Consider the following 25,935-nt stretch of genomic DNA (forward strand, 5'->3'; position numbering starts at 1 on the left):
CAAAGCAAATTACAGGGGTTGAATTTTTACCTGACATATATTTTAGTAGCAGTAGGCTTATTTGCATTTTCTGCAGTGTTCGCCTTGTTTGCCGTGTATGCCGAACGAAAAGTTTCTGCTTTTATACAAGACAGGCTGGGACCAACAGAAGTTGGTAAATTCGGTCTGTTGCAAACCGTTGCTGATATTTTAAAGCTGCTGCAAAAAGAAATGATCACCCCTTCGGCGGCTGACAAAGTGCTGTTTGTGGCTGCGCCCGCTATTATATTTATTGCTGTATATCTTGGCTTTGCAGCATTGCCCTGGGCACCGGGTTTGGTCCCCTCTAAAATAAATCTGGGTCTTTACTACATTTTCGCCATTATATCCATCGAGACTTTGGGTATTTTAATGGCTGGTTGGGGCTCTAACAACAAATATTCAATACTGGGCGCTATGCGGTCGGCTGCGCAGATCATTTCCTACGAGATACCGGCCGGCTTCGCAATAATATCAGTAGTAATGATAGCGCAAACCCTTAACCTGCAGGATATAGCCATGCAGCAAGGCACGCTATCAAATGAAGGTGTTAAGTTTTTGGGCTTTTGGGATGTATCGCGTACCGGTGGTATTCTGGCCTGGAATATTTTCAGAGCTCCGCACCTTATTATCGCGTTCGTGATCTATTTTATAGCATCATTAGCAGAGAGTAACCGGGCACCGTTTGATATCCCCGAGGCAGAATCGGAATTGGTATCAGGCTTTCATACAGAATACACCGGCCTGCGTTTTGGTTTGGTGTTTTTGGCAGAATATTCAATGATGTTCCTGGTATCAATGATTGGGGTTGTGTTATTTTTGGGCGCCTGGAACACGCCTTTGCCAAATATTGGCTCCATTCAATTGGCTGACTGGACAACAGGCATAGTATGGGGCATATTTTGGATAGCCATAAAAACACTGGCATTGGTTGGCGTACAAATGTGGATACGCTGGACACTGCCACGTGTACGCGTTGACCAGTTAATGAACCTGTGCTGGAAAGTACTTACACCGCTTGCTTTTGCCTGTATGCTGGCATCGGGCGTATGGCGGTTGTGGTTAATGTGATTGGATTTCGAATTTCGGATTTTCGATTTCGAATTTTTAAAAAATAAGCTGTCATTCTGAGCGCAGCGAAGAATCTTATAGAAGATGTTTCGCCACGCTCAACATGACAAATTGGAATAAATGATAGACAAAGCACTAAAGGGATTTTCAACGGCATGGAAGGGGCTAACCCTTACCATTAGCCACCTTTTTGCCTCCAACGCGAAGCGAAAGGTGATTCCCGTTAGTGACGATAATTATTTTAAGCAGTTAGAGGGTACTAACACCATTCAATATCCTAAACAGGCGCTGTTAAGTCCGGAAGTGGGCCGGTATCAGTTGGATGTGGAGATAGACGACTGTATTGTTTGCGATCTTTGCGCAAAAATTTGCCCGGTTGATTGTATCACCATAGAACAGGTAAAGGCAACTGAACTGATAGGCCACACCTCAGACGGATCGCCGAAACGTATTTACGCGGCTCAGTTTGATATTGATATGGCTAAATGCATGTACTGCGGCCTTTGTACAATAGTTTGCCCTACGGAATGTATTGTAATGACCGACCAATACGACAAAAGCGTATTTGAGTTAAAGGACCTTAACTACGAGTTCTCTAACATGTCGCCCGAAGAGGTTGCTGAGAAGAAAACTTTGCTGGAGAACCAGTTAGCCGAAAAACAGGCTGCTAAATTGGCCGCCATGAATAAACGGGAGGGCGGCGCATGAGTTTAGTGCAGGTGCTTTTTTATGCCATGGGTTTTATAGCGGTAGCGTCTGCCTTGTACGTGGCATCTACAAAAAACCTGGTGCGCGGCATCTTTATGTTCTTTGTAACACTGTTTGCATTGGCGGGTTTGTATGTGCTGGCCCTGGCAGATTTTGTTGCCGTTACGCAAGTGGTTATATACGTGGGCGGCATTTTGGTGCTGATACTTTTCGCGTTCATGCTATCCGGAAAAGAAACGCTAAACACCCTTGGCGAGCAGAAGGATAAATTAATAAACAGCGGTAAAATACCGGGCCTGTTATTAGCCGTTCTGTTCTTCGCGGTAATGGTGGCTATGATATTAAAAATGGATGCCGATAACCTGGGTTGGATAAAACACGCGGTAGCTGTAGATAACGTTATAAAACCTACTGATAACGGCCTTAACAATATCGGCATCAACTTAATGACCACCTATTTGCTGCCTTTTGAAGCGATATCTATTTTATTAATGATGGCATTAATAGGCGCGGCGCATATAGCCAGAAAGGAACCCGAAGCATGATCTCATTAAATGATTTCCTGATAGTTGGCGCGGCTTTGTTTTGCATTGGTTTATATATGCTGATTACCAAACGCAACGCCATCCAATTATTAATAGGAATTGAACTAATGTTGAATGCGGGCATTTTAAACCTGGTGGCATTTGGCAAATTTGATAGGATCAATAACGGCGGGCAGATCTTTGCCCTGTTTGCCATAGTGTTGGCTGCTGCTACAACTGCAGTGGCTTTGGCTATCATATTAACTGTTTACAAAAAGTATAAAACCATTGATCCGGGTAGGATTAATAGCTTGAAAGATTAATTATTGAATAATTTTCAACCATATCAGCAAACCTTAACACTACTCCTAGCGTCAGCGGCGGTATTGCTGCCTTTGCTTGCCTTTTTAATTAATGTTTGTTTACGCGGTAAAACCAATAAAGCGGCAGGCTGGGTATCAACCCTGGCTATTTTGTTAAGCTTTATCAGCGCGATAGTAGTTTTTACCAATCTGTGGAATCAGCCGCAATTGCATTGGCAGTTTAAATGGTTTACCATTGGTGCTACTAACGTTTATGCAGGTATGTGGCTCAACAACCACTCTGTAATTATGCTGTTGCTAGTGCCTGCTATTGCCTTGCCTGTACACGTTTACTCTACCGCTTACATGAAGTATGATGAGCGGTACAAACGCTATTTTAGTTATCTAAGCCTATTCTGCTTTAGTATGCTGGCTCTGGTAGTTGCTGATAGCATGATAACGTTTTACGTTTTCTGGGAGCTGGTTGGCTTTTCGTCGTACCTGTTGATCGGTTTTTGGTTTACCCGGGAAAAAGCCGTAATGGCCAATAAAAAAGCCTTTATAGTTAACCGCATAGGCGATGTGGGTTTGCTGATAGCCATGATGATAATCTTTGCCCAGTCGGGCAGTTTTGATCTTAACCAGTTGTTTGGCAGTTATGGTTTAATAGCGCAGTCGCAAACAATAAATGGCATGTGGGTAGGGGCAAGCGCCACCATACCGGTATTTTGGCAGTATGTAGCTTGTGGCGGGGTATTTTTAGCGGTAGCGGCAAAAACAGCGCAATTCCCGCTGCATACCTGGCTACCCGATGCAATGGAAGGGCCCACCTCGGTTTCGGCGCTCATACACGCGGCAACAATGGTAGCTGCAGGCGTTTTTTTGCTTGGCAGGTTATACCCATTATTTACACCAACAGAGTTAGATATTTTAGCTGCAATAGGTTGCTTTACCGCGTTTATGGCCGCAACCATAGCGCTAACACAAAATGATTTTAAGCGCATATTGGCTTACTCCACCATATCACAACTGGGTTTTATGGTAATGGGTATGGGTATAGGCGCGTATGCTTCATCACTTTTCCATTTGGTTACACATGCTTTCTTTAAGTGTCTGTTGTTTTTGGTAGGCGGTATTGTTATACACCAAATGCAACATGTTAAGGATGATAATAACCTGGATATAGATCCGCAAAACATTCTTAACATGGGTGGCCTGCGTAAAAAGCTGCCATTCACTTTTATGGCTGCCCTTGTAGGTGCCGCAGCTTTAATAGGTTTGCCGCTTACGTCCGGTTTTCTCTCAAAAGATGGCATTTTAATACAGTCAATCAGCTGGGCAGAGCAGCGTGGTTTTTGGCCTATGCTGGTGCCCATTGGCGCCATACTAACTACCGGGTTAACCGCATTTTATGTAAGCAGGCTGATTGTAAAAGTGTTTTTTGGCGAGTTTAAGCTGGAAAAATTCCATCCACACATTAAATTTCACATCAGCGACGGTAGCTGGCAATATAAACTGCCTTTGTTAATGCTGGCGGCATTTAGTTTGTTCCCGGTATTTTCTTACAATCCGTTTGTGTATGAGGATGCCTGGGTGTTCCGTGGTTTTGCCAGCGAGACCGCTTTAGATAGGGTAAATATTTTTCATACCATTATCCCCGTGGGTGTTAATATTGTAAGCGCGTTTGTTATATACTTTGCTTATACGGTTTATGTTAAGCGTAATTCGTGGTCGGCACCGCAACATTCGTTTCTATTCAAGCTGAGTTATAACCAATGGTATTTTGACACCTTTTACAATAAAGTTATTGTAGGCGGAGTGTTAATAGTTAGCCGTGCATCATCATGGGTAGACCGTAATATTGTTGACGGCTTTATACACCTGCTGTCAAATTTGGTGGTCGGCTTATCAAAAATTGCCGCCTGGTTTGATTATTATGTTATTGATGGCGTATCGCGCCTGCTTACGTTTATTGTACGGATAACGAGTAACTTTATACGCTACTTTCAAGGCGGTAAAATACAGTATTACCTTTTTAGCATGATGGCAATTGTGTTGGTGCTGTTTATTTATTTATTATTGGATTTTTAACAAATGAATATATTAACCCTGCTGATATTTATTCCTTTACTGTTTGGTGCAGTTATAGCCGCCATGCCGTCTGATTGGCGCCGGAGTTTCAGGTATATAGCCCTGCTGGCTACTTTGGTACAATTTGCTATCAGCATTTATATTTATTTAAACTTTAAAACCGGGCAAAATTTTGCCGGCATAGCTAACGAAGCAGGATATCAGTTTGTTCAAAAAATTCCCTGGATAAACCTAAACCTTGGCACGTTAGGTAAAATGCAGATAGATTATTTTGTAGGGATTGACGGCATTTCGCTGCCCTTACTGGTAATGACCTCGTTGGTACTGGTGATAGCCGCCTTAGCATCATGGGAGATAAAAAGCAATATAAAAGGCTTTTTTATTCTGTTTTTGATATTAGATATGGCGGTTATTGGCGTGTTCTGCGCGCTGGATTTTTTCCTGTTCTACATTTTTTACGAGTTGATGCTACTTCCGCTTTACTTCCTGATAGGGATGTGGGGCGGTGTGCGCCGCGAGTACGCTGCTATAAAATTCTTCCTGTATACCTTATTCGGCTCGGTATTTATGCTGCTGGTAATGATAGGTCTTTACATTTCAGTTACTGATCCTGCAACAGGCAACCATACCTTCAACATAGTACAGATGATGAACCCTAACAATTATGGTACTGATTCTATATTTTCTGTCCTCGCCCAACAATATTTATTTGGCATTCCGGCCCGTGCGGTGGGTTTTATTGTGTTGTTTATAGCCTTTGCCATTAAGGTGCCGGTGGTGCCACTGCACACCTGGCTGCCCGATGCGCACGTAGAGGCACCTACGCCGGTGTCTATAATTCTGGCTGCCGTACTGCTTAAAATAGGAGGCTACGGAATGATCAGGATCTGCCTCGGTATTTTCCCTGACATGGGTGCCTGGGCATCGCCCATAATTGGCCTTTTAGGCGTAGTATCAATTTTATATGGCGCTTTTAACGCCCTTGCCCAGCGCGACCTTAAAAAAGTGGTTGCCTACTCATCTGTATCGCAAATGGGCTTTGTGCTGTTAGGTATGGCCTCGCAAACTGCCGAAGGCTTAAGCGGCGCGGTGATACAAATGGTGAGTCACGGTTTTTTATCGGCCATGTTGTTTTACCTGGTAGGGGTAGTGTACAATCGCGTACACGACAGGGATATTTACAATTTCAGAGGCTTAAGCAGTTTAATGCCTAAGTATACCGTATTTATCATGATAGCGTTTTTCGCGTCTTTAGGTCTGCCGGGATTCTCCGCCTTCATTGCCGAAGCTTTCTCTTTAGCAGGTGCCTTTAAATCGCCATCAATTAATGGTTTGCTGCCCTATTGGATGGCCGTTTGTGGAGCTGTTGGTATTCTGTTCAGTGCTGCCTACTTTTTGTGGACACTGCAACGCGTGTTCTTCGGTTCGCTATCATTAAAAGGTGGCGAAGTTTGGAAAACCGCCCTGGTTGATCTTAACCGCCGCGAATTGGTTGCCTTAATACCACTGGCCGCCGCTACGTTAATATTAGGCATAATGCCATCGCTGGTTTTTGATAAGTTGAACGATTCTGTGCTGGCGCTGGTTCTGTTTTTACAGCGATAAATAATTTTTTTGCGCGATTATGGAAAAAGGCATGCAAATACATCCTGTAATTGTAAGCCCCTTTGGGGACAACAATTAACCGGATTATTTACTTAAACAAAAAACGCCATGCTCAAAAAATTAACCCTGATAATTTGCCTTTCCATTTTTACCGCATCAGTAAAGGCAGATGATGGCCAAAAGGTTGAATCAAAAGTTCAAAAAGTTACTGTCTTTTTAAACGGTGCACAGGTTACACGTACGGCTACGGTTAATGTGGCTGTGGGTACGTCAACGCTCATCTTTGATAACATATCTTCGGATATTGACGAGCAAAGTTTGCAACTAAATGCAAGTGGCGAGTTTACCATCCTATCAATAAAAAACGAACTTGTTTATTTAAATAAGCAAGACAAGGAAAATGAATTGTCGGCTTTGCAGGCATTGCAAAAAGGAGTTAGGGCTAAAATTGAATTTCAAAACGCATTGCTGGCTATCAACAAGCAGGAAGAAGAAATGCTGATGAAAAACCAGATGATAGCAGGGCAAAACAGCAGCCCGGACATTGTTAAATTACGGCTGGCACTTAATTTTCAAACAGAGCGCCTTACCGAGATAAAAAAGCGCACCATAGCTATCAATGAGCAGATAGCGGCCCTGGTTTCTGAATTTGAAAAATATGAGCAGCAAATAGAAAAAATTAATGCAGGTAACAACAAAACTGTCACCAATGTATTTGTAACGGTGTCATCCAATGCTCCTGTAGTATCTACCTTTACATTAAGCTACCTTGTGCGTAACGCAGGCTGGTACCCAAGTTATGATGTTTATGCCAAGAATATAAGCAGCCCTATCAGTATTGCCTACAAGGCTAATGTAAGGCAAAGAAGCGGCGAGGACTGGAGGAACGTAAAGCTTAAACTATCAACAGGAAACCCTTCTGTAAGTGGTATCAAACCTGTATTAAACCCTTATTATCTTGGTCTTACCAAAGTTGAGGATAGAGTTGGGTATCAAACAACACAGTTAAATGAAGTGGTGGTTGTGGGTTACGGCGTAAATATGAACAAAGCTTTAGCAGACAGGATCCCGGGGCTTAACACTTCACCCCTTGCCGTTCAGCAAATTGAAAATCAAACAAACGTAGAGTTTAGTATTGATGCGCCGTTCTCTGTACCTACTGACGGAAAACAATATCTGGTAGAAGTAAACCGGGTAGAATTACCTGCAACTTACCAGTATTATACCGCCCCTAAACTAAGTACCGATGTGTTTTTAACCGCCAGTTTAACCAACTGGAATAAGTACAATTTCCTATCGGGCGAGGCTAACTTGTTGTTTGAAGGCACCTTCATCGGTAAATCTTCAATAAATACACGTGTTTCTACAGACACTTTAAACCTGTCATTAGGTGTTGACAAGAACATTGTGGTAACCCGCACCCTGCAAAAAGAACTTACCGAAAAGCAAAGCCTGGGCGCTAATAAAAAAGAAACCAAGAACTGGCTTATTAATATTAAGAATCGTAAAAATCAAAAAGTAAACCTTTTGGTTGAAGATCAGGTACCTGTATCGCAAAACTCAGGTATTGAGGTTGACACCCAGGATCTCTCTGCCGGTACATTGGATAAAACTACAGGCAAGATTTCATGGAATTTAACATTAAATTCGCAGGCAGAAAAGAAACTCGAATTAAAATATCAGGTTAAGTATCCAAAAAACCAACAAGTAATAGTTCAATAATACATGCTATACCTACTACCACACATACCTCAGCAGTTACAGGGCATCCTGGGCGATCTGCATTATTTCGTTCCCGAACTGTATTTGACGGTGGTATTTGTGGTGGTATTGTTAGCCGACCTGGTGTTTGGCAAATCATGGTCAAAGGCATGTAAAGCATTAGCTTTAGCCGGTATGCTAATTGTTATTGGTCAGGTATTGGGGCAGTTAATTGCACTAAAAAGCGGCGTGGGGCTACTGTTTGGTAATATGCTGTTGCAAAGCCACACATCCCTTATTTTTAGGCTGATAGTTGATATTACTGCATTTATACTGCTTTTATATTTTGATTGGGACAAAAAATTAAAACACCACAGCAAAGGCATAGGCGATCTTTATTCTATTACCATCGCCTCGGTATTCGGCCTGCATATAATGAGTATGGCATCTAACCTGCTCTCGGTGTATCTTTCGGTAGAGATGGTATCAATAGCCTCGTACCTCATGGTGGCCTACCGCACAGAAAAGGCATTCAGCGCCGAGGCTGGTTTAAAATATGTATTGTTTGGCGCTGCTGCTTCGGCAGTTATGTTGTACGGCATATCCCTATTGTATGGTATGTGTGGTACCCTTGGCTTGTTTGACGCCGGCTTTATAGCCGGTTTAAGTAAAGCCAATACAGTGGCAGTATCATTCGCTATTGTACTTATTTTGGTAGGTATAGGCTTTAAACTGTCTTTTGTTCCGGCGCATTTTTGGGTGCCCGATGTTTACCAGGGGGCGGCAACACCTATCACCGCTTACTTGTCAACAGTGCCTAAAATAGCGGCGTTTGGCTTACTCATTAATTTTTTAACACCGTTTGTTTCATCTGCTGATTGGAAATCATTTGATTTTAGACTGGCGCTTTCTGTTATAGGCATAATTACCATGATTGCCGGCAACTTTGCCGCTGTTATGCAAAATAACGCCAAGCGCATGTTGGCTTACTCAAGCATAGGGCACACTGGTTTTGCTTTGATGGCAATTGTAACCTTTAGTGCGGAGGGCGTTAGCACATTAACTTTTTATTTAGCGGTTTATGCAATTGCCAATATTGCTGCTTTAGCTTTAGTGAGCTATTTTGAGCATGTAACAGGTTCTGATGATATTGAAAATTACAAGGGTTTAGGTTTTAAATACCCGGTAGCATCGGTTTGTTTCGTAATTATCCTTATTTCGTTAACAGGTTTGCCCGTAACTGCAGGTTTCAACGCCAAATTATTGGTGTTTTCTTCTGTTTATGGCGCTTATCAACAAAATAATAACCTGTTTTTGCTATTATTAACCATAACAGGTGCTGTTACTACCGTAGTTTCGCTTTTCTATTACATTAAAATTCCTTTAAACCTGTTTCTAAAACGCCCGGAAAATGTTGAATCTCCTGCCGCGCCGTTAAATTTATTAGTACTGGTAATTATCATAAGTAGCGCGCTCGTGCTTTTTGGTGTTTTTCCTTCAGTTATTGTAAATTCTTTATAAAAAATCCATTTTTTATCCACATTTATCAATAAAGTTTAATTTTATTTGATTTATATGTGATTTAAATCATAATTTCAGCCAATTTTTTAATTTAATATAATTTTCTTCAATGAAACGCTACGTTCCTTTTATTGTAATAATGGTTGCACTGGTATTAACCTTTATTTTTCCTTCTGTAGAGGTTGATAAGACAGCAAAAGCGACCTATAATACCGGCGATATTGCCTGGATGCTCATGTCAACCGCTCTTGTTTTGATAATGACACCCGGTTTGGCTTTTTTTTACGGCGGTATGGTCAATAAAAAGAACGTTATATCTACTATGCTGCAAAGTGTGGTGTGTATGGTTATAATAACCGTAATGTGGGGAATATTTGGTTTTAGTTTGGCCTTTGGCGATAGCATTGGAGGTATTATCGGAAACCCCTCTACCTTTTTTATGATGAAGGGAATGTTAAGCAACAATACATGGCCTTTGGCACCCACCATTCCGTTGCTGTTGTTTGCTATGTACCAGTTAAAATTTGCCATTATTACCCCGGCACTTATTACCGGCGCATTTGCCGAGCGGATCCGCTTTAATTCGTATATATTATTTTTATGCCTTTTCAGCATCTTCATATTTTCGCCATTAGCGCACGCAACCTGGCACCCGAGCGGTATTTTATTTAAATTGGGTGTGTTAGACTTTGCGGGTGGTACAGTTGTACACATGTCTGCCGGTTGGGCTGCATTGGCATCGGCACTATATTTAAAGAAACGTAATGAGCAAAGCCACTCTCCGGCCCGCATTACCTACGTTATAATAGGTACCGGTTTACTGTGGTTCGGCTGGTTTGGTTTTAATGCCGGTTCTGCTTTTGGCGCTAACCATTTAGCGGTAACAGCTTTGGCCACAAGTACCACAGCATCAGCAGCAGGTGGTATAGCCTGGATATTTTTTGATATGGTACGCGGCCGCAAACCATCTGCTATGGGTACCTGTATAGGTGCTGTTGTGGGTTTGGTAGCTATAACTCCGGCAGCGGGTTTTGTATCTGTACCTCACTCATTGGCAATTGGTATTATATCATCAGTAGTAAGTAACCTGGTGGTTGAGTGGCGCACACGTACCTCTATTGATGATACGCTGGATGTTTTCCCTTGCCACGGCGTTGGTGGTATGGTGGGTATGCTGCTTACCGGCGTATTTGCACACACCAATGTTAACGCAGGCAATGCAACCGGCAACGGTTTGTTTTTTGGCGAAACGCACTTGTTCCTTGTGCAGCTATTTGCCATGGTTATAGCATCTGTATTCGCTTTCTTTGGTTCATTACTGCTGCTAAAAATAACAGATATGATATCTCCGCTACGTGTATCTAAAGAAGAAGAAGTGATAGGATTGGACATCAGCCAACACGGCGAGAAACTTTAACCCTGATTTGCCTGATTAAGGAATGTTATGTTTTTTTAACAAAGCCGGGATTTATTTCCCGGCTTTGTTGTTTTAATCATCCTGACTTGATATATCTTACAATCTTAAATCCTGCTAATCACAGGTAAGACATTATTATACCAATTAATGACATTCAAGTTAACGCAACTTTATAATAAAGTTATAACTTTGCCCGCTCATTACCAATCATGAGCGATCAGATTAAACATGAATGCGGTGTGGCATTTATCCGTCTACTAAAGCCACTATCTTACTATCAGCAAAAATACGGCACTGCGCTGTACGGCTTAAACAAACTGTATCTTTTAATGGAAAAACAACACAACCGGGGCCAGGATGGCGCGGGCGTTGCTACCATTAAATTAGATATAGCTCCGGGCAAGCGTTACATAAGCAGGCACCGATCAATGGCATCAAATGCTGTGGCTGATATTTTTGAATATATACAGAAGAAATTCGCTGATATTCAGAAAGAAATGCCTGATAAGCTGCAGGATGCCGAATGGCTGAAAGAACACGTTAGCTTTACCGGCGAGGTGCTATTGGGCCATTTGCGATATGGCACGCACGGAAAAAACAGCATAGAAAGCTGCCACCCCTTTCTGCGCCAAAACAACTGGATGACGCGTAACCTGGTAATTGCAGGTAACTTTAACATGACCAACGTTGATGAGTTGTTACAGCAGTTATACGACCTCGGTCAGCACCCTAAAGAGAAAGCCGATACCGTTACTGTTTTAGAGAAGATAGGGCACTTTCTGGATACCGAAAACCAGGGATTGTTTGATCAATACAAACGCGAGGGATTGGACGACAACATGGAGATCAGCAAGCTGATTGCCAATGATATGGATGTAGCCAAGATCCTTACCAAGTCTGCCCGTAACTGGGATGGTGGTTACACTATAGCCGGTATATTTGGGCATGGCGATGCCTTTGTAATGCGCGACCCTGTTGGTATCCGTCCGGCTTATTATTATTACAATGATGAAATTGTTGTAGCGGCGTCTGAACGCCCTGCTCTGCAAACCGCTTTTAATATTCCTATTGAAGATATTAAAGAGATAAAGCCCGGTCATGCGCTCATTGTTAAAAAGAACGGTAAGATAAGCGAAGACATGTTTAGCGAGCCGCAGGAGCGGAAAGCCTGTTCGTTTGAGCGGATCTACTTTTCGCGCGGAAGCGATGCATCCATTTACCGTGAGCGTAAGCAATTAGGGCGTTTACTTTGCCCGCAGATATTGGCTGCGGTTAATAATGATATAAAAAACACGGTATTCTCCTACATTCCTAATACGGCAGAGGTTGCTTTTTATGGAATGGTTGAGGGTGTGCATAAATACATCAAGAAATACCAGCGCGAGCGCTTACTAAACCGCGAGGACAAGATAAGCGAAGACGAGTTATGCGAAGTGCTTAGCATGGCCCCACGCGTTGAAAAAATAGCTATTAAGGATGTTAAGCTGCGTACCTTTATTACCCAGGATGCCGATAGGAGCGAGATGGTTGCCCACGTTTACGATAGTACGTACGGCCTTATCAAAAATGGCACAGATACCTTAGTGATATTGGATGACTCCATTGTGCGTGGTACAACGCTTAAGCAAAGCATTTTAAAAATACTTGACCGCCTGGGCCCTAAAAAGATAATTGTAGTTTCCTCAGCACCGCAGATACGTTACCCGGATTGCTATGGCATTGATATGTCAAGAATGGGTGAGTTTGTGGCTTTTGAAGCGGCTATCAGTTTATTAAAGGAGCAAGGCAAAGATCACATCATACTTGATACTTACCAGAAATGTAAGGCAAGCGACGCTCTACCAAAAGAACAAGCCAGCAATTACGTTAAAGCTATTTACGAACCGTTTACCGATCAGGAGATATCAGACCGTATAGCACAGATCATCACACCAAAAGAGATCAACTGCGAGGTGCATGTTATTTACCAAACGTTGGATAACCTGCATAAGGCTTGCCCTGATCATACAGGCGACTGGTATTTTTCGGGTAATTTCCCAACGCCGGGTGGTAACAAGGTGGTTAACCGCGCCTTTGTTAACTGGATGGAAGGCAAGAACCAGCGGGCTTATATGTAAAAATTGGCATAGCTGGGAAAACCAGCTGCAAGAAATATGTAAATAGCTACAAAAAATTTAGGCTGAATAGGGAAAGCCGCTCTCCGTTAAGAGCGGCTTTTTTTTATAAAAATTACCGGATCAATAATACCGCAGCAAATGCAATAAAAGCTGGTAGCGCCTGAACAAAGAATATTTTTTTTGATGACGTTAGCGCTCCATATATACCCGCAATAATCACACATCCCAAAAAAAACAGCGCTACGTTGTTTTGCCATATGGCATCGGTAATAAACAGACTCCATATAAGGCCTGCAGAAAGAAAACCGTTATATAAACCCTGATTAGCTGCTAACATCCTTGTTGGTTTAAACAGGTCTGGTGGAAAACTTGTGAAAACTTTTTTCCCAATTGTTTCCCATCCAAACATTTCAACCCACAGTATAACAAGGTGTTCAATAGCTATAATTGAAATCAATATTTTAGTTGTCAATGCCATATCTCTTTTAAATAAAAAAGACCTCGATTTTTCAAGGTCTTTTTAAGTTTAGAACAACATTTCTTGTGGTGGTTTTACACCTTTAAGGCGAAGGTAAACAGTAACCTGGCCACGGTGATGGGTTTGATGCTCAAAAGCTTTTGCCAGTAGCAAGCCTTTGGTAGTTTTCATTCCTTCGGCCGTAACGGGTTTTGATAGGTCCGCATCCGGGATAGCTTTTATGCTTGCTATAACATAGTCGTAGCTGTCTAACACGGCTTTGGTGGTTGCATCTTTAGTTTGCGGTACAGTTTTTTCTAAATCTTTTTGTCCGCTCGGCTTTCCGGTTATTGTTGAAAGGAAATAATAGCTGGCATTTGCCAGGTGCAGCATTTGCTCGGCAAAGCTACGTACCTCCGGCGTTGCCTTAAAAGTATAACCATCGGCAGGCATGGCATCTAAATAAGCTTTTGTGTAAGCTTTAGCGCGGGTCCATTCTGCAATGCTCTCTTCTTTGCTGATCTGTGCGAAGGCGGTTGTGCAGGCCAGGGCCAGCAAACCGAATAAAAGGGTTAATTTTTTCATGTTGTTGTTGGTTTAATGATGTTGTAAAATTAGTATTAATGACCGTACTTTTTACGCTGTTCTTCGCTGAAAGTTAGCGGGACTGTGTATTGAAACGGATATATTTTTCCTTGCTTATAGTCGGGTGGCCAGGGCATACCACTTAATGCCCGTAAAGCTTCTTCATTGCAAGTGACGCAATCTTTACCGCGCATTATTGCTGCTTTTTCTGGCTTACCGCTTATGCCGGTTTCAAAAACAACAAATACTTTTTTTTGCTGATCTATTGGAGGGATTTTATCCCAACTTATATGCGAATAAATAAACTCCAGTATCTCCTTATCTTCGGGCCGGCCCCCGGAAGGATAATTAAACTGCTGTTTTTTAGCCACCTTACCATTTTTGATAACAAAGAGGAATTCTGCTTTATAAACAGGCGTCATCATGTTAGCCCAGCGTAAAGGTTTACCAATGGGGATCCAAAAATCAGCATTTACCCATGTGGCTTTTACGCGCGAGTTGCTTGCGTGGAATATCTTATTCAAATCGGCTTTTTGACCTTCCTTTTCCGCACCAGGGCCAGGATAAATACCAGTAAGATATACAGTATTGTCAATAATAGTCCACTCTGCAATATAATCAACCATTTCGCAATCCATGCACGTTCCGGTTTTGTAACCCTTTAAAAACGGCTTTATTCCTTTTATATCCGGGTGCTGTTCAAGTGCGCTTTTGTTGGGCCAAAAATTGGTTGTATCGCCGTTAATTATCACCTTATCTGCTTTAGCGCTAAATGTGGATAGGATACTGATAAGCAGGTAAATTGTAAAACGGCGCATAAGGCAAAATCTTAATTAAAGTTAATTATAGAGATCAATATTCCAAGTGGAGCAATCATTAAAAAGGCATCAGCCTGTTTCCGAAAAATAACTCTTTATAGGGCCGCCATTCATGCTGTTCAGCAAAGGTCTCCCTCCACAAAATAGTAAGGCTGTTGGCTTTAAAAGTAGCTTCGTATTGGCTGTTTTCAAAATACGGCCAAAGTTTTTTAAATGCCGATGGCGGGATATTTTTTAACACCGTAATGTGCGGCACAATGGTTATGGTAATACCCATTTGTTTGCGCAGCAATTTAAACCAGTTATGGTTAGGGGGCATTACGTTTACCTCGGCGTAAATGGTAAAACCAACGGTGCCATGCGTAAAAAATTTAAAGTTTTTAATATAAATTTCTGCGGGCTGCATGGTTTGGAGTTTATTCTCCAGTCGTGCCATAAACGGATCAGCCATGAAGGGTTTGCAGCGTTGCTGATAGGTAATGCTGATGTGCGCTATAGAATGCATACCCTTAAACGGGCCAATTTTATTGGCCGATGCGCGCTTGTACTTGCTTATCTGCTTAATAACTTCATCGGGCGGAGAAATGATCATTAAAAAGTCTTTATAGCTTTCCATTACTGTGCAAATAATGGCGGCAATTTTGCTAAAAATATTAGTATTTTAAAATTTATTTTTCAATATTTGTGTCATGGAACACAAGCGGTGGATAGTACATATTGACCTTGATTCTTTCTTCGTTTCTGTTGAGCGGAAGTTTGATCCCTCGCTAATTGGCAAGCCGGTATTGATAGGCGGTTCTGCAGAGCGGGGTGTGGTGGCATCATGCAGTTATGAGGCGCGCAAGTTTGGTATCCACTCGGCCATGCCCATGAAACAGGCTATGCGTTTGTGCCCGCATGCTACGGTTATCCGTGGTTCGCATGGCCTCTATTCCGAGGCCTCACGCGAGGTAACGCAGATCATTCATGATAGTGTACCGCTTTACCAAAAAACATCGGTAGATGAGTTCTATATTGATCTGACAGGCATGGACCGCTATCACGACAGCTATCAGCTGGCTACCGAACTGCGGCAGCGGGTGATCTGCGAAACAGGCCTGCCTATTTCTTTCGGCATGGCCTCAACCAAAACCGTAGCCAAAATGGCTACTAACGAGGCTAAACCTAACGGGCAGCTGCTGATACCGCATGGGGGCGAGGCTGCTTTTATGGCGCCACTTCCCATCCGCAAAATACCTATGCTGGGCAAAAAGGCCTGCGAGAAATTGTATCAGTTTGGTATTGAGAAAATAGAACACCTGCAAAAGGCCGATGTACGCTTTTTAGAGACCATATTTGGCAAACACGGGCGCGATATATGGAACAAGGCACATGGATGGGATGACGGGGAAGTGGTATCAGAACACGAACGAAAATCCATGTCGACAGAAAATACTTTTCATAACAATGTTAGTGATCTTAAATCATTGGAAACATCGCTGGTATCTATGACGGAAGAACTCGCATCCAAGCTGCGCCGTGAGGGCTTGGTAACATCGTGCCTGGCCATTAAACTGCGTTATGCCAATTTTGAAACGCATACCGTGCAGGAAAAGATCCCCCTTACCTCGGCAGAGCATATTTTAATACCCGGCATAAAAAATCTGCTTAAAAAGGCCTGGAACCAAAGCCGGCCCGTGCGTTTAATAGGCGTAAGGCTAAGCAATTTATGTCCGGGCAGTTACCAGATCAACCTGTTTGAGGACAACGAGGAGCGCATCCGCCTGTACCAGGCCATGGATAATATCAACGGTAAATTTGGCGATAAAACGGTTTGCCGTGCAGCGGGCATGGCAATAGGGACGCGGAATTTTAATCCGTTTATGCGGGGTTGAACTTAGAGAATGTCATCTCGAACGGAGTGAGAGATCTATACACGCGCTGGTCCTGTGGCTCAACTATGTATAGATTTCTTACTACCGCTGGAAATTAAAGCGGTACAATGCAAGGTTTAACAACAGGCATAGGTAAGATAACCAAGGTTTGTTAAAAAGCTAAGAAGTTGGCTTCGGTTTAATTTCTTCGATGGTCCCGCTAAATGAAATTCGCTGTCTTGTTAACAAAGTTATCTGTAAATTGGCCCAACCGCCTTCGCTTACTGTCAACATCATGCGTTGTACGTCGCTCGGCGCTCGCGAGGATAGGTCATGCGGTATTATTAATATTTCAAGGATACCTTTCTTTTTCTGAGTAACCGTATAATCAAACTTTGTGCTGGTAAATTTTATGCCGCTCTCTGTAGGGCTATTGTAAGGTGCCGAATAAGCTTGTCCGTAATAAGGCAGAAATGCCGTTAAAGAATCATTAGCGAACTTTACGTCGTAAGACGCGCTTGTAAGCGAGATCATACCACTATTAAGCTGATTTAAAATACTATTGGGCGGCAGTGAACCGCTAACCTGCATTGACGCTATAGGAGTGGGCATAGCGCTGTTAGCTTTAAAAACAAAGTTTTTCTCGTTGATAATACGCTTCAACTCCTCGGCTTTTTGTACTTTCTTTTCGGCTTTGGTAGTTTGTGCCACGCCTGTGCCAACACAAAACAGGCAAATAAGCAATGCGTAAAAAATATGTGATAACTTTTTCATAGCGAGAAACTTAAAGATTAATGATGGGCAGCGGTATAACATAAAATTATAAACAAAAAACGGCATAAACAATAAAAGCTGCCCCTGTTAATAGGACAGCTTTTATGCAAAATAGTTTAAAAAATTATATCAGGTTAACGCTGCGGTTTACAAACTCGGTCAATTCAGCACCGGTTAGCAAGCCTTGCGATAACAATGCCAGATCAAAAGCTTGTTTAGCCAGTTGAGCTTGCACTTCTTCGTTCTCCTCCTGCGCTATGCGGCTTACCAATTTGTGGTTACCGTTAACTACAACATTATAATTATCGGGCATGTTGCCATAAAAGCCCATGCCACCGCCCATTGCAGCCATATCTTTCATACGGCGCATAAACTCGTTCATGGTTACCGTAACCGGTAACTCATCAGGGCTCAAACTTTCAAGTTCAACCTTGTAAGCGGGTTTGCCTATGGCCTTATCAAAAACTGTTTTTACTTTGGTTGATTGCTCTTCAGTTAAAACATGGGCAGGTGCATCGTCTTTTTTGATCAGCTTATCTGCCACGTCTGAGTCAACCCGTTTTAACGAAGTTTTGTCCAGCTTTTGTTCCAGGTGACTAATGAAGTGATTATCTATAGGCGAATTCATCAACAATACATCATAACCCTTTTTATTAGCCGACTGGATAAAGGCATCCTGTTTGGCAGCGTCATTAGTGTATATGTAAACTACCTGGCCATCTTTATCAGTTTGCTCCGGCGAAACTTTATCCTTGTATTCGTTCAGGGTAAAGTTTTCTTTGGCGGTGTTAGTTAATAATACAAAGTCTTTTGCTTTGTCGTAAAACTTGTCTTCGCTGATAAAGCCATATTTTACAAACATGCCAATATCCGTCCATTTTTCTTCGTAAGCTTTACGGTCGGCTTTAAATAGTTCAGCCAGTTTATCAGCTACCTTTTTAGTGATATAGCTGTTGATTTTTTTAACGTTACTGTCGGCCTGTAAAAAGCTGCGCGATACGTTAAGCGGAATATCAGGCGAATCAATAACACCATGCAGCAGCATTAAAAACTCAGGCACAATATCCTTTACCTCATCGGTAATAAATACCTGGCGAGAGAATAATTTGATCTTGTTTTTCTGCATCTCGAAATCGTTCTTCAATTTCGGGAAATACAATACACCGGTTAAGTTGAATGGGTAATCAACATTCAGATGGATCCAGAACAAAGGCTCCTCGCTAAAAGGATACAGTTGTTTATAGAAATCAAGATAATCCTCATCCTTTAGCTCAGATGGCGCTTTGGTCCAGATTGGGTTGGTGTCATTAATAATGTTATCAACCTCAACCGATGTATACTTTGGTTTGCCTTCTTCATCAACACCATCCTCAACGCTTTCTGTTTTTGTGCCGAATTTGATTGGCACAGGTAAAAAGCGGGCATATTTATCTAATATTTCCTGTAAGCGATGCTGGCTTAAAAACTCTTCAGACTCGGCATTAATGTGCAGGGTAATTTCAGTTCCTCGTTCTTCCAACTGGCCAACGCCTATTTCAAACTCGGTGCTGCCATCGCAAACCCAGTAAGCAGGTTCGGCACCTTCCTGGTAAGATAATGTTTGAATCTCCACCTTATCGGCCACCATAAAAGCTGAATAGAAACCTAAACCAAAGCGACCTATGATCTCATTGGCATCTTTGGCTTCTTTAAATTTCTCCATAAACTCCGTAGCGCCAGAGAACGCTATCTGGTTAATGTATTTTTTTATTTCTTCGGCAGTCATACCCAAACCACGGTCAGATATGGTAATGGTTTTTGCAGCTTCATCAAAAGCCACTTCAACCTTCAGGTCGCCTAATTCGCCGTTATATTGGCCTAATGCTGCCAGGCGTTTAATTTTCTGCGTAGCATCAACGGCATTTGATACCAGCTCGCGCAAAAATATCTCGGTATCCGAGTATAAAAATTTCTTAATGATCGGGAAAATGTTCTCGGTGTGTATCGAGATTGTTCCTTTTTCTTGCATAGTTCTATAATTTACTTTTCGGTTATTGTTCAAGTATCAACCCTGCTTATCAATGCCTGTTCCAAAAGGTGGTTTGTTGTCAAATTGGCAGATAGTAAGTTGCCATTCGCAGGGAAATCGCTTTTAAAGATCATCACCTGGTTTTTTTGGCTAAGCCCTCGTTATTTTTGATTGATCCGCCCCATAAATGGAGCGGCAATGCTTGAGTTTTTAAAAGCATTTCCCTGCTCTTTCGCAATCTGTGTATCAGTTTTCTAAAAAATATTATATTTGAAACAAAACCCCGGTAGCGTGAGAAAGAAAATATTGATTATTGAGAATGACCAGGACATACGGAATATTATAGACTTCATTCTTGAAGAGCAAGGTTTTACTACCCTAAGTATACCCGAACCGCAAGATCTGGATGAGATCATTCCCTTTAAACCTGATCTTATCCTATTAGATGAATTTATTAACGACCGGCCCGGCCATCGTTTGTGTAAAAAAATAAAGCAGATAGGCGTTTTAAAAAACACCCCGGTTATTATACTTTCTACAGCCAACGATATTGAACTAATTGCTGCCGAGTGTAACGCAAATGACTATATCAGCAAGCCCTTTAACGTGCCCGACATGGTAGACAAGGTTATTCGCCTGGTTAACCACCTTCCGCTGGCTTATTAAAAACATTATAAAGCTATAACTCCACAATATCCTTTGTTATAAAAACGGGAAAGCTGTAGATTGCGACCATAAACCTGAATTATGAGTCGTAAAATTTTGCTTATCGTCGCTTTTGTTTTTTTTGCTGCAACTACTATGGCTCAACCGGCTGTGGTATCAGCCTCCAATCAAACCATTCGTCAAAACCTTTCGGGTACAGATAAAGACGATACCGTTAACTGGGATTTTTATTGTACAAAAGGCCGTAAAAGCGGGCAATGGACAACTATCCCGGTACCCTCCAACTGGGAGTTTCAGGGCTTTGGCGGCTACAACTACGGCCATGACAAGGTAAAGAACGACGAGGAAGGTTTATACAAACATCAATTTAAATTAGGCACCAACGCGCAGCACAAGCGGGTTTTTATTGTGTTTGAAGGGGTGATGACCGATGCTGAGGTGAAGATAAACGGACAGTTAGCCGGCCCTATACACCAGGGTGCTTTTTACAGGTTTAAGTATGATATAACAGCGCTGGTAAAAAATGGTGATAACCTGTTGGAGGTAAAAGTAAGCAAGATGTCTGCGGATGCCTCGGTAAACCGTGCGGAACGAAATGGTGATTTCTGGATCTTCGGCGGAATCTACCGTCCTGTTTATTTAGAGATAGTGCCTGAAAGTTATATTGATCGTGTTGCTATTGACGCTAAAGCCAACGGGCAAATAAGGTTGGATGTTTTTGATAAAAACACCGCCGCCAACCAAATAATTCAAGCCGAAGTGCAAACTTTAAAAGGCGTGCGGGTAGGAGAGCCATTTACCATCAAACCCAAAGGCGACAGCACCACATTAAGAGCTCAAATTAAAAACATCGCTACCTGGAACCCGGAACAACCCAACTTGTACAACCTGGTTGTTGCCATTAAGGTAGGTAACAAAGTTATACATCAAATCACCCAGCGTTTTGGCTTCCGCACGGTTGAGCTGCGCAAAGGCGATGGTATATATGTGAACGATAAAAAAGTAATATTTAAGGGTGTTTGCCACCACTCGGAATGGCCGGAATCAGGCCGGACACTGAGCAAAGCTATAGACCTGTTGGATATTAAGCAGATCAAAGAAATGAATATGAACGCGGTGCGGATGTCGCATTACCCGCCCGATCAGAGTTTTTTAGATGTTTGCGACTCATTGGGTCTGTTTGTATTGGACGAGATAACCGGCTGGCAGGCTAAATACGATAACAATGTTGGCCGCAAGCTGGTAAAAGAAATGATGGTGCGCGACGTAAATCACCCCAGCATTGTGCTTTGGGATAACGGTAACGAAGGTGGCTTTAATCGCGATCTGGATAAAGATTACCCACTTTATGATCCGCAGAAACGTGCTGTTATCCACCCCTGGGAACGCTTTAACAATACCGATACCAAGCATTACCCGGTTTATAATTATGTTGTAAACAGTAACCTGTATGGCAAAGATATTTTCTTCCCCACTGAATTTATGCACGGCCTGTATGATGGCGGGCATGGCGCGGGACTGGATGATTTTTGGAACCTGATGCTGAGCAACCCACACAATGCCGGTGGCTTTTTATGGGTATATGCCGATGGAGCCATAGTACGTACAGACAAAAACAATATTCTGGATGCGGACGGTAACCACGTACCCGATGGCATTGTTGGCCCGCACCGCGAAAAGGAAGCCAGCTTTTATACCATTAAAGAGATCTGGTCGCCGGTTTATATCAGCAACAGTGCTTTACCGCAAAACTTTGATGGTAAGTTGAATATCGAAAACCGTTACCTATACACCAACCTTAACAATTGCAGCTTTAGTTGGAAACTGGTAAGCTTTGCATCGCCACAGAATAAAGCCACTGCGCCAACCATCAATGCAGCTGGTAAGGTAAAAGCTTATAACCTGGCTCCGGGAGAAAGTGGTTTTCTAAAACTACAGCTGCCTGCTACCTGGAAAAACAGCGATGCATTATTACTAACCGTTAATGATGCAGCCAGTAACGAAATAGTAAACCGCAGTTGGGCAATTGCCAACCCGCAAAGCGTAGCAGTTAAATTGCTTAAGGGCGCTTCATCCACTGCGAGTACGGTGAAGGAAGAAAATGGCCAAATAGAAGTTACCTGCGATGCCATTAACTATTATTTTGATACGGCTACAGGTTACCTCAAAAAGGTGAAAGGTGCATCCGGCGATATATCGCTATCAGACGGACCTGTATTAGCTGGAGCCAATGTGCAATTGAAAGAGATCAGAAGATCCACATCAGGCAACAGCCAGATAATAGAACCTGTTTACTCTGATGCTAACTTTAAGGTAAAATGGACCTTTACCCCAGGCAAACCTGTGCAACTGCAATACGGTTATCTGCCACGTGGTAATGCTGATTTTTATGGTATCACCTTTAACTATCCAGAACAGAACATTACCGGGATGAAATGGCTGGGCAATGGCCCTTACCGCGTTTGGAAGAACCGTTTAAAAGGCGGTACGCTCAATGTTTGGCAAAAGGACTATAACAACACCATAACCGGCGAAAGCTGGATCTATCCCGAGTTTAAAGGTTATCACGCCAACCTATATTGGGCAACCATACAGAATAAGGAACACCCCTTTACGGTGTATACCGAGGATGAAAACATTTATCTGCAAATGTTAAAGCCTGCCAAGCCGGTAAGCGCACCTAATGATAATACCATTCCGCCATTTCCGGAGGGTAACATCGGGTTTATGACGGCTATTCCGGCCATCGGCACCAAATTTAACCCGGCTACTGATATGGGGCCGCAAAGTCAAAGAAACGTGCAGCTAAACATAACTCCTGTGTCAGGCACGTTGTGGTTTGATTTTAAATAGCGCAAAAAAGAAAAATTTTCATTATCACCGAAGGAAAAAATCAGGTTGATCGTCTAACCTAATAACTCAGCCAATACCTGGCTGAATACCAATTAGCGCCACAATATTTCATGAGCTGAAATAGGCAATAGACCGATTTAAACCTGTAATGAAACTTAAAAAGAACGTAGCCACCAGCGAGAATGGTTTTATTTTTAACCCTTCTACGGGCGATTCATTTTCCAGCAACCCCATAGCGGCCGAAATTTTGGGCCTGATGAAAGCCGGTAGCTCCTCACTGGATATTAAACAGCATTTATTGGATAATTACGAAGTAGAGGAGGCTCAACTGGAGCGGGACTGGGAGGATTGGATATTGCAGTTAAAAGACGCTAACCTTTTAGAGCAATAGCAACATGGTAAATAAAGTTGCTAAAAAACCGCTTGTTATAGCGGTCACCGGCCTCAATGCTATAGATAGCCCCGGCCCCGGAGTTGCAGTTATCCGTGCCTTGCGAGATGGGCTGGAACAGGAATTACGCATTATAGGCCTATCCTATGAATCATTAGAACCGGGGGTATATCTGCATGATCTGGTAGACAAAACCTATCAAATTCCCTACCCATCAGCCGGGGCCGAAGCCTTGGTTGAAAGAATACAACATATCCACAGCAAGGAGCATATAGATATTATCATCCCCAATTTTGATGCGGAGCTGTACAACTTTATTAAAGTTAGTGCGCAATTGCATGCTATCGGTATCAAAACTTTTTTACCTACCCACGAATCGCTGGAAGCGCGTGACAAAATAAACCTGGCAAAGTTTGGTAAGAAGTATGAAATGCATGTGCCGCAGCAAATGGTTATACACAAAGTGGATGATCTTAGAAAGGCAGCCGAGGAACTAGAATATCCGCTTGTGGTAAAAGGTAAATTTTATGATGCTTACGTGTGCCAGAATATTGAACAGGCGCAAAAAGCCTACTACCAGATAAGCGCCAAATGGGGCACACCCATAATTGTGCAGGAGTTTATTAAAGGGAGCGAAATTAACATTGCCGGCCTTGGCGATGGCAAAGGCAATTGCGTTAGCATTATACCTATGCGTAAACTTTATATTACAGATAAAGGAAAGGCCTGGGCAGGTATCACCATTGAGGGTGCCGATCTTTTAAACCTTGCGCGGCAGTTTACAAAAGCCACTAACTGGCGGGGTGGGTTTGAGCTGGAGATAATGCGGAGTAAAAAAGACGAGTTATACATTATGGAAGTTAATCCGCGTTTCCCGGCGTGGATCTATCTAACTGCAGGCGCGGGTCAAAATCAACCGGCTTCGTTGGCAAAAATGGCTTTGGGCCAAAGCGTTGAACCATTTGATGAATATCAAATTGGCAAAATGTTTATCCGGTATGCCTGGGATCATATTACCGATGTAGGCGAATTTCAGCAACTATCAGCCTTTGGCGAATTATAGCACATACATAAAATGAGCAAATTAAAATACGAACGCCCGGTTATTAAGAAAATGAACGCCGGTTTAATGAACAAGTTTGGTACCCGCAATACCTTTCAGCCTGTAAAGCAAATAGACGGTGTGCCGGTGCATAAATTGATAGAACAATATGGTTCGCCCTTGTTCGTGCTGTCTGAAAAGCAGATCCGCAGAAACTATCAGGCCGCCAACCGTTCTTTTAAAACACGGTATCCAAAGGTTCAGTTTGCCTGGAGCTATAAAACAAACTACATCAATGCGGTTTGCAACATCTTTCACCAGGAAGGCAGCTGGGCCGAAGTAGTATCAGGCTTTGAATATCACAAGGCTTTAGGCAACGGCGTGCCGGGCAACCATATAATTTTTAATGGCCCCGATAAACACCGCGATGATCTTATCCTGGCTATACAAAACGATTCATTAATTCATATTGATCACTTTGACGAGTTATATAGCCTGATTGACCTTTGCGAAGAATTGAATAAGAAACCGCGCGTAGCTATCCGCATTAACCTGGACACAGGCGTTTATCCAATATGGGATCGCTTCGGTTTTAATTACGAGAACGGACAGGCCTGGAACGCGATAGCAAAAATTGTCGGTTCGGGCAAAATGCAATTGGTAGGCCTACATTGCCATATTGGCACCTTTATGTTATCAACAGCGCCCTATGCCATAGCAGCCAGTAAATTGTGCGAACTGGCCATGCGCTGCAAAAACCTGCTTTACACCCATATTGAATACATTGATATGGGTGGGGGCTTTCCATCAACCAATACACTAAAGGGAGCCTATTTACCGGGAGTAGACACGGTACCTTCTGTTGATGAATTTGCAGAAGCCATTACCGCTGTTATACTGGGTTATGGCTTTAAGCAGGATGAATTACCCTTGCTTATATTAGAAAGCGGCCGCGTGCTGATAGATGATGCGGGCTATCTGTTAGGCACCGTAATAGCCAATAAAAGGCTGAGCGATGGCCGTCGCGCTACCATAATGAATTTTGGGGTAAATACCTTGTTTACCGCTTTTTGGTACGACCATAAAATTAGTCCAGCGCAGGATTTTACTGAGCACACAGAAGATATGGTATTATACGGCCCCTTGTGTATGAACATAGACGTGGTGCGCGATAGCATTAACCTGCCGCTGCTTAACCCAGGCGACCATGTTGTGGTACATAAAGTAGGCGCTTATAACATGACGCAATGGATGCAGTTCATCAGCATGCGCCCCGCTGTGGTATTAATTGATGAACAACAAAATACTATGGAAATACGCAAGGCTGAAAATTTGCAATATCTGGAAATGATGGAACGCATGCCCGAACATTTGCAGCAGCTTAAACAGGTATAGCCGGTTGGAATTTTGTCA

Annotated in this window: 22 protein-coding genes; 16 read left to right on the top strand and 6 right to left on the bottom strand. The window is 42.7% G+C overall.

Annotated elements, in window-relative coordinates; translation table 11 throughout:
• The first annotated feature begins 18 nt into the window (after positions 1-18).
• The 10 genes from nuoH to ACFQZS_RS07190 all read left to right on the top strand — a co-directional run bounded on the left by nuoH (position 19) and on the right by ACFQZS_RS07190 (position 13,075).
• The gene (nuoH, locus tag ACFQZS_RS07145) at positions 19-1,089 is read left to right on the top strand and encodes an NADH-quinone oxidoreductase subunit NuoH (RefSeq protein WP_377098689.1); all 1,071 of its coding nucleotides are present in this window, start codon (positions 19-21) and stop codon (positions 1,087-1,089) included.
• A gap of 120 nt (positions 1,090-1,209) precedes the next feature.
• Positions 1,210-1,797: a 4Fe-4S binding protein gene (locus ACFQZS_RS07150; protein WP_377098691.1), complete on the top strand. Its 588-nt coding sequence runs from the start codon at positions 1,210-1,212 to the stop codon at positions 1,795-1,797.
• The gene (locus tag ACFQZS_RS07155; protein ID WP_377098693.1) at positions 1,794-2,342 is read left to right on the top strand and encodes an NADH-quinone oxidoreductase subunit J family protein; all 549 of its coding nucleotides are present in this window, start codon (positions 1,794-1,796) and stop codon (positions 2,340-2,342) included. The genes ACFQZS_RS07150 and ACFQZS_RS07155 overlap by 4 nt, the downstream gene beginning before the upstream one ends.
• Positions 2,339-2,644, top strand: coding sequence for an NADH-quinone oxidoreductase subunit NuoK (gene nuoK, locus ACFQZS_RS07160; RefSeq protein ID WP_449288896.1), 306 nt, complete (start codon positions 2,339-2,341; stop codon positions 2,642-2,644). The genes ACFQZS_RS07155 and nuoK overlap by 4 nt, the downstream gene beginning before the upstream one ends.
• Before the next feature lie 3 nt (positions 2,645-2,647).
• The gene (locus ACFQZS_RS07165) at positions 2,648-4,714 is read left to right on the top strand and encodes an NADH-quinone oxidoreductase subunit 5 family protein (protein ID WP_377098694.1); all 2,067 of its coding nucleotides are present in this window, start codon (positions 2,648-2,650) and stop codon (positions 4,712-4,714) included.
• Between the two features lie 3 nt (positions 4,715-4,717).
• Positions 4,718-6,319: a complex I subunit 4 family protein gene (locus ACFQZS_RS07170; RefSeq protein WP_377098696.1), complete on the top strand. Its 1,602-nt coding sequence runs from the start codon at positions 4,718-4,720 to the stop codon at positions 6,317-6,319.
• Between the two features lie 108 nt (positions 6,320-6,427).
• Positions 6,428-8,041: a DUF4139 domain-containing protein gene (locus ACFQZS_RS07175; protein WP_377098698.1), complete on the top strand. Its 1,614-nt coding sequence runs from the start codon at positions 6,428-6,430 to the stop codon at positions 8,039-8,041.
• Between the two features lie 3 nt (positions 8,042-8,044).
• On the top strand, positions 8,045-9,541 hold the full coding sequence (locus ACFQZS_RS07180; RefSeq protein WP_377098700.1) for an NADH-quinone oxidoreductase subunit N: 1,497 nt from the start codon (positions 8,045-8,047) through the stop codon (positions 9,539-9,541).
• 109 nt (positions 9,542-9,650) lie between these two features.
• Complete coding sequence (locus ACFQZS_RS07185; protein WP_377098702.1) at positions 9,651-10,958, top strand: ammonium transporter; 1,308 nt, start codon at positions 9,651-9,653, stop codon at positions 10,956-10,958.
• Between the two features lie 209 nt (positions 10,959-11,167).
• Positions 11,168-13,075, top strand: coding sequence for an amidophosphoribosyltransferase (locus tag ACFQZS_RS07190; RefSeq protein WP_377098704.1), 1,908 nt, complete (start codon positions 11,168-11,170; stop codon positions 13,073-13,075).
• A 112-nt stretch (positions 13,076-13,187) separates the two neighbouring features.
• Here ACFQZS_RS07190 and ACFQZS_RS07195 read toward each other — a convergent pair whose 3' ends face one another.
• From ACFQZS_RS07195 to ACFQZS_RS07210, 4 genes are read right to left on the bottom strand one after another with little or no spacing between them, the layout of a single operon-like run.
• Positions 13,188-13,553: a DUF1304 domain-containing protein gene (locus tag ACFQZS_RS07195; protein WP_377098706.1), complete on the bottom strand. Its 366-nt coding sequence runs from the start codon at positions 13,551-13,553 to the stop codon at positions 13,188-13,190.
• Positions 13,554-13,601: 48 nt separating this feature from the next.
• Positions 13,602-14,117 (bottom strand): DinB family protein, encoded by a 516-nt coding sequence (locus ACFQZS_RS07200; RefSeq protein WP_377098708.1) that lies wholly within the window; start codon positions 14,115-14,117, stop codon positions 13,602-13,604.
• A gap of 35 nt (positions 14,118-14,152) precedes the next feature.
• Positions 14,153-14,935: a hypothetical protein gene (locus ACFQZS_RS07205; protein ID WP_377098710.1), complete on the bottom strand. Its 783-nt coding sequence runs from the start codon at positions 14,933-14,935 to the stop codon at positions 14,153-14,155.
• A gap of 58 nt (positions 14,936-14,993) precedes the next feature.
• Positions 14,994-15,551, bottom strand: coding sequence for a 2'-5' RNA ligase family protein (locus ACFQZS_RS07210; RefSeq protein WP_377098712.1), 558 nt, complete (start codon positions 15,549-15,551; stop codon positions 14,994-14,996).
• 73 nt (positions 15,552-15,624) lie between these two features.
• On the opposite strand from ACFQZS_RS07210, the gene dinB reads away from it, so the two are divergent.
• Complete coding sequence (gene dinB, locus ACFQZS_RS07215) at positions 15,625-16,809, top strand: DNA polymerase IV (protein ID WP_377098714.1); 1,185 nt, start codon at positions 15,625-15,627, stop codon at positions 16,807-16,809.
• 159 nt (positions 16,810-16,968) lie between these two features.
• On the opposite strand, the gene ACFQZS_RS07220 is transcribed toward dinB, so the two are convergent.
• Together ACFQZS_RS07220 and htpG are read right to left on the bottom strand one after the other, a co-directional pair.
• The gene (locus ACFQZS_RS07220; protein WP_377098716.1) at positions 16,969-17,562 is read right to left on the bottom strand and encodes a DUF4251 domain-containing protein; all 594 of its coding nucleotides are present in this window, start codon (positions 17,560-17,562) and stop codon (positions 16,969-16,971) included.
• Positions 17,563-17,686: 124 nt separating this feature from the next.
• Positions 17,687-19,570 carry a molecular chaperone HtpG gene (htpG, locus tag ACFQZS_RS07225; RefSeq protein WP_377098718.1) on the bottom strand — a complete coding sequence of 628 codons (1,884 nt, stop codon included), beginning with the start codon at positions 19,568-19,570 and terminating at the stop codon, positions 17,687-17,689.
• A 291-nt stretch (positions 19,571-19,861) separates the two neighbouring features.
• Between htpG and ACFQZS_RS07230 the strand changes: the two genes are divergently transcribed.
• From ACFQZS_RS07230 to ACFQZS_RS07250, 5 genes are all read left to right on the top strand, one after another.
• The gene (locus tag ACFQZS_RS07230) at positions 19,862-20,236 is read left to right on the top strand and encodes a response regulator (protein WP_377098720.1); all 375 of its coding nucleotides are present in this window, start codon (positions 19,862-19,864) and stop codon (positions 20,234-20,236) included.
• A gap of 81 nt (positions 20,237-20,317) precedes the next feature.
• The gene (locus ACFQZS_RS07235; protein ID WP_377098722.1) at positions 20,318-23,089 is read left to right on the top strand and encodes a glycoside hydrolase family 2 protein; all 2,772 of its coding nucleotides are present in this window, start codon (positions 20,318-20,320) and stop codon (positions 23,087-23,089) included.
• A 148-nt stretch (positions 23,090-23,237) separates the two neighbouring features.
• The gene (locus ACFQZS_RS07240; protein ID WP_377098724.1) at positions 23,238-23,480 is read left to right on the top strand and encodes a PqqD family protein; all 243 of its coding nucleotides are present in this window, start codon (positions 23,238-23,240) and stop codon (positions 23,478-23,480) included.
• A gap of 4 nt (positions 23,481-23,484) precedes the next feature.
• Positions 23,485-24,543 carry an ATP-grasp domain-containing protein gene (locus ACFQZS_RS07245; RefSeq protein ID WP_377098726.1) on the top strand — a complete coding sequence of 353 codons (1,059 nt, stop codon included), beginning with the start codon at positions 23,485-23,487 and terminating at the stop codon, positions 24,541-24,543.
• Positions 24,544-24,555: 12 nt separating this feature from the next.
• Entirely contained in the window at positions 24,556-25,917 is a 1,362-nt protein-coding gene (locus ACFQZS_RS07250) for a hypothetical protein (protein ID WP_377098728.1), read from the top strand.
• Positions 25,918-25,935: the final 18 nt, after the last annotated feature.

Origin of the sequence: Mucilaginibacter calamicampi (assembly GCF_042676765.1) — a bacterium.
GTDB lineage: Bacteria > Bacteroidota > Bacteroidia > Sphingobacteriales > Sphingobacteriaceae > Mucilaginibacter > Mucilaginibacter calamicampi.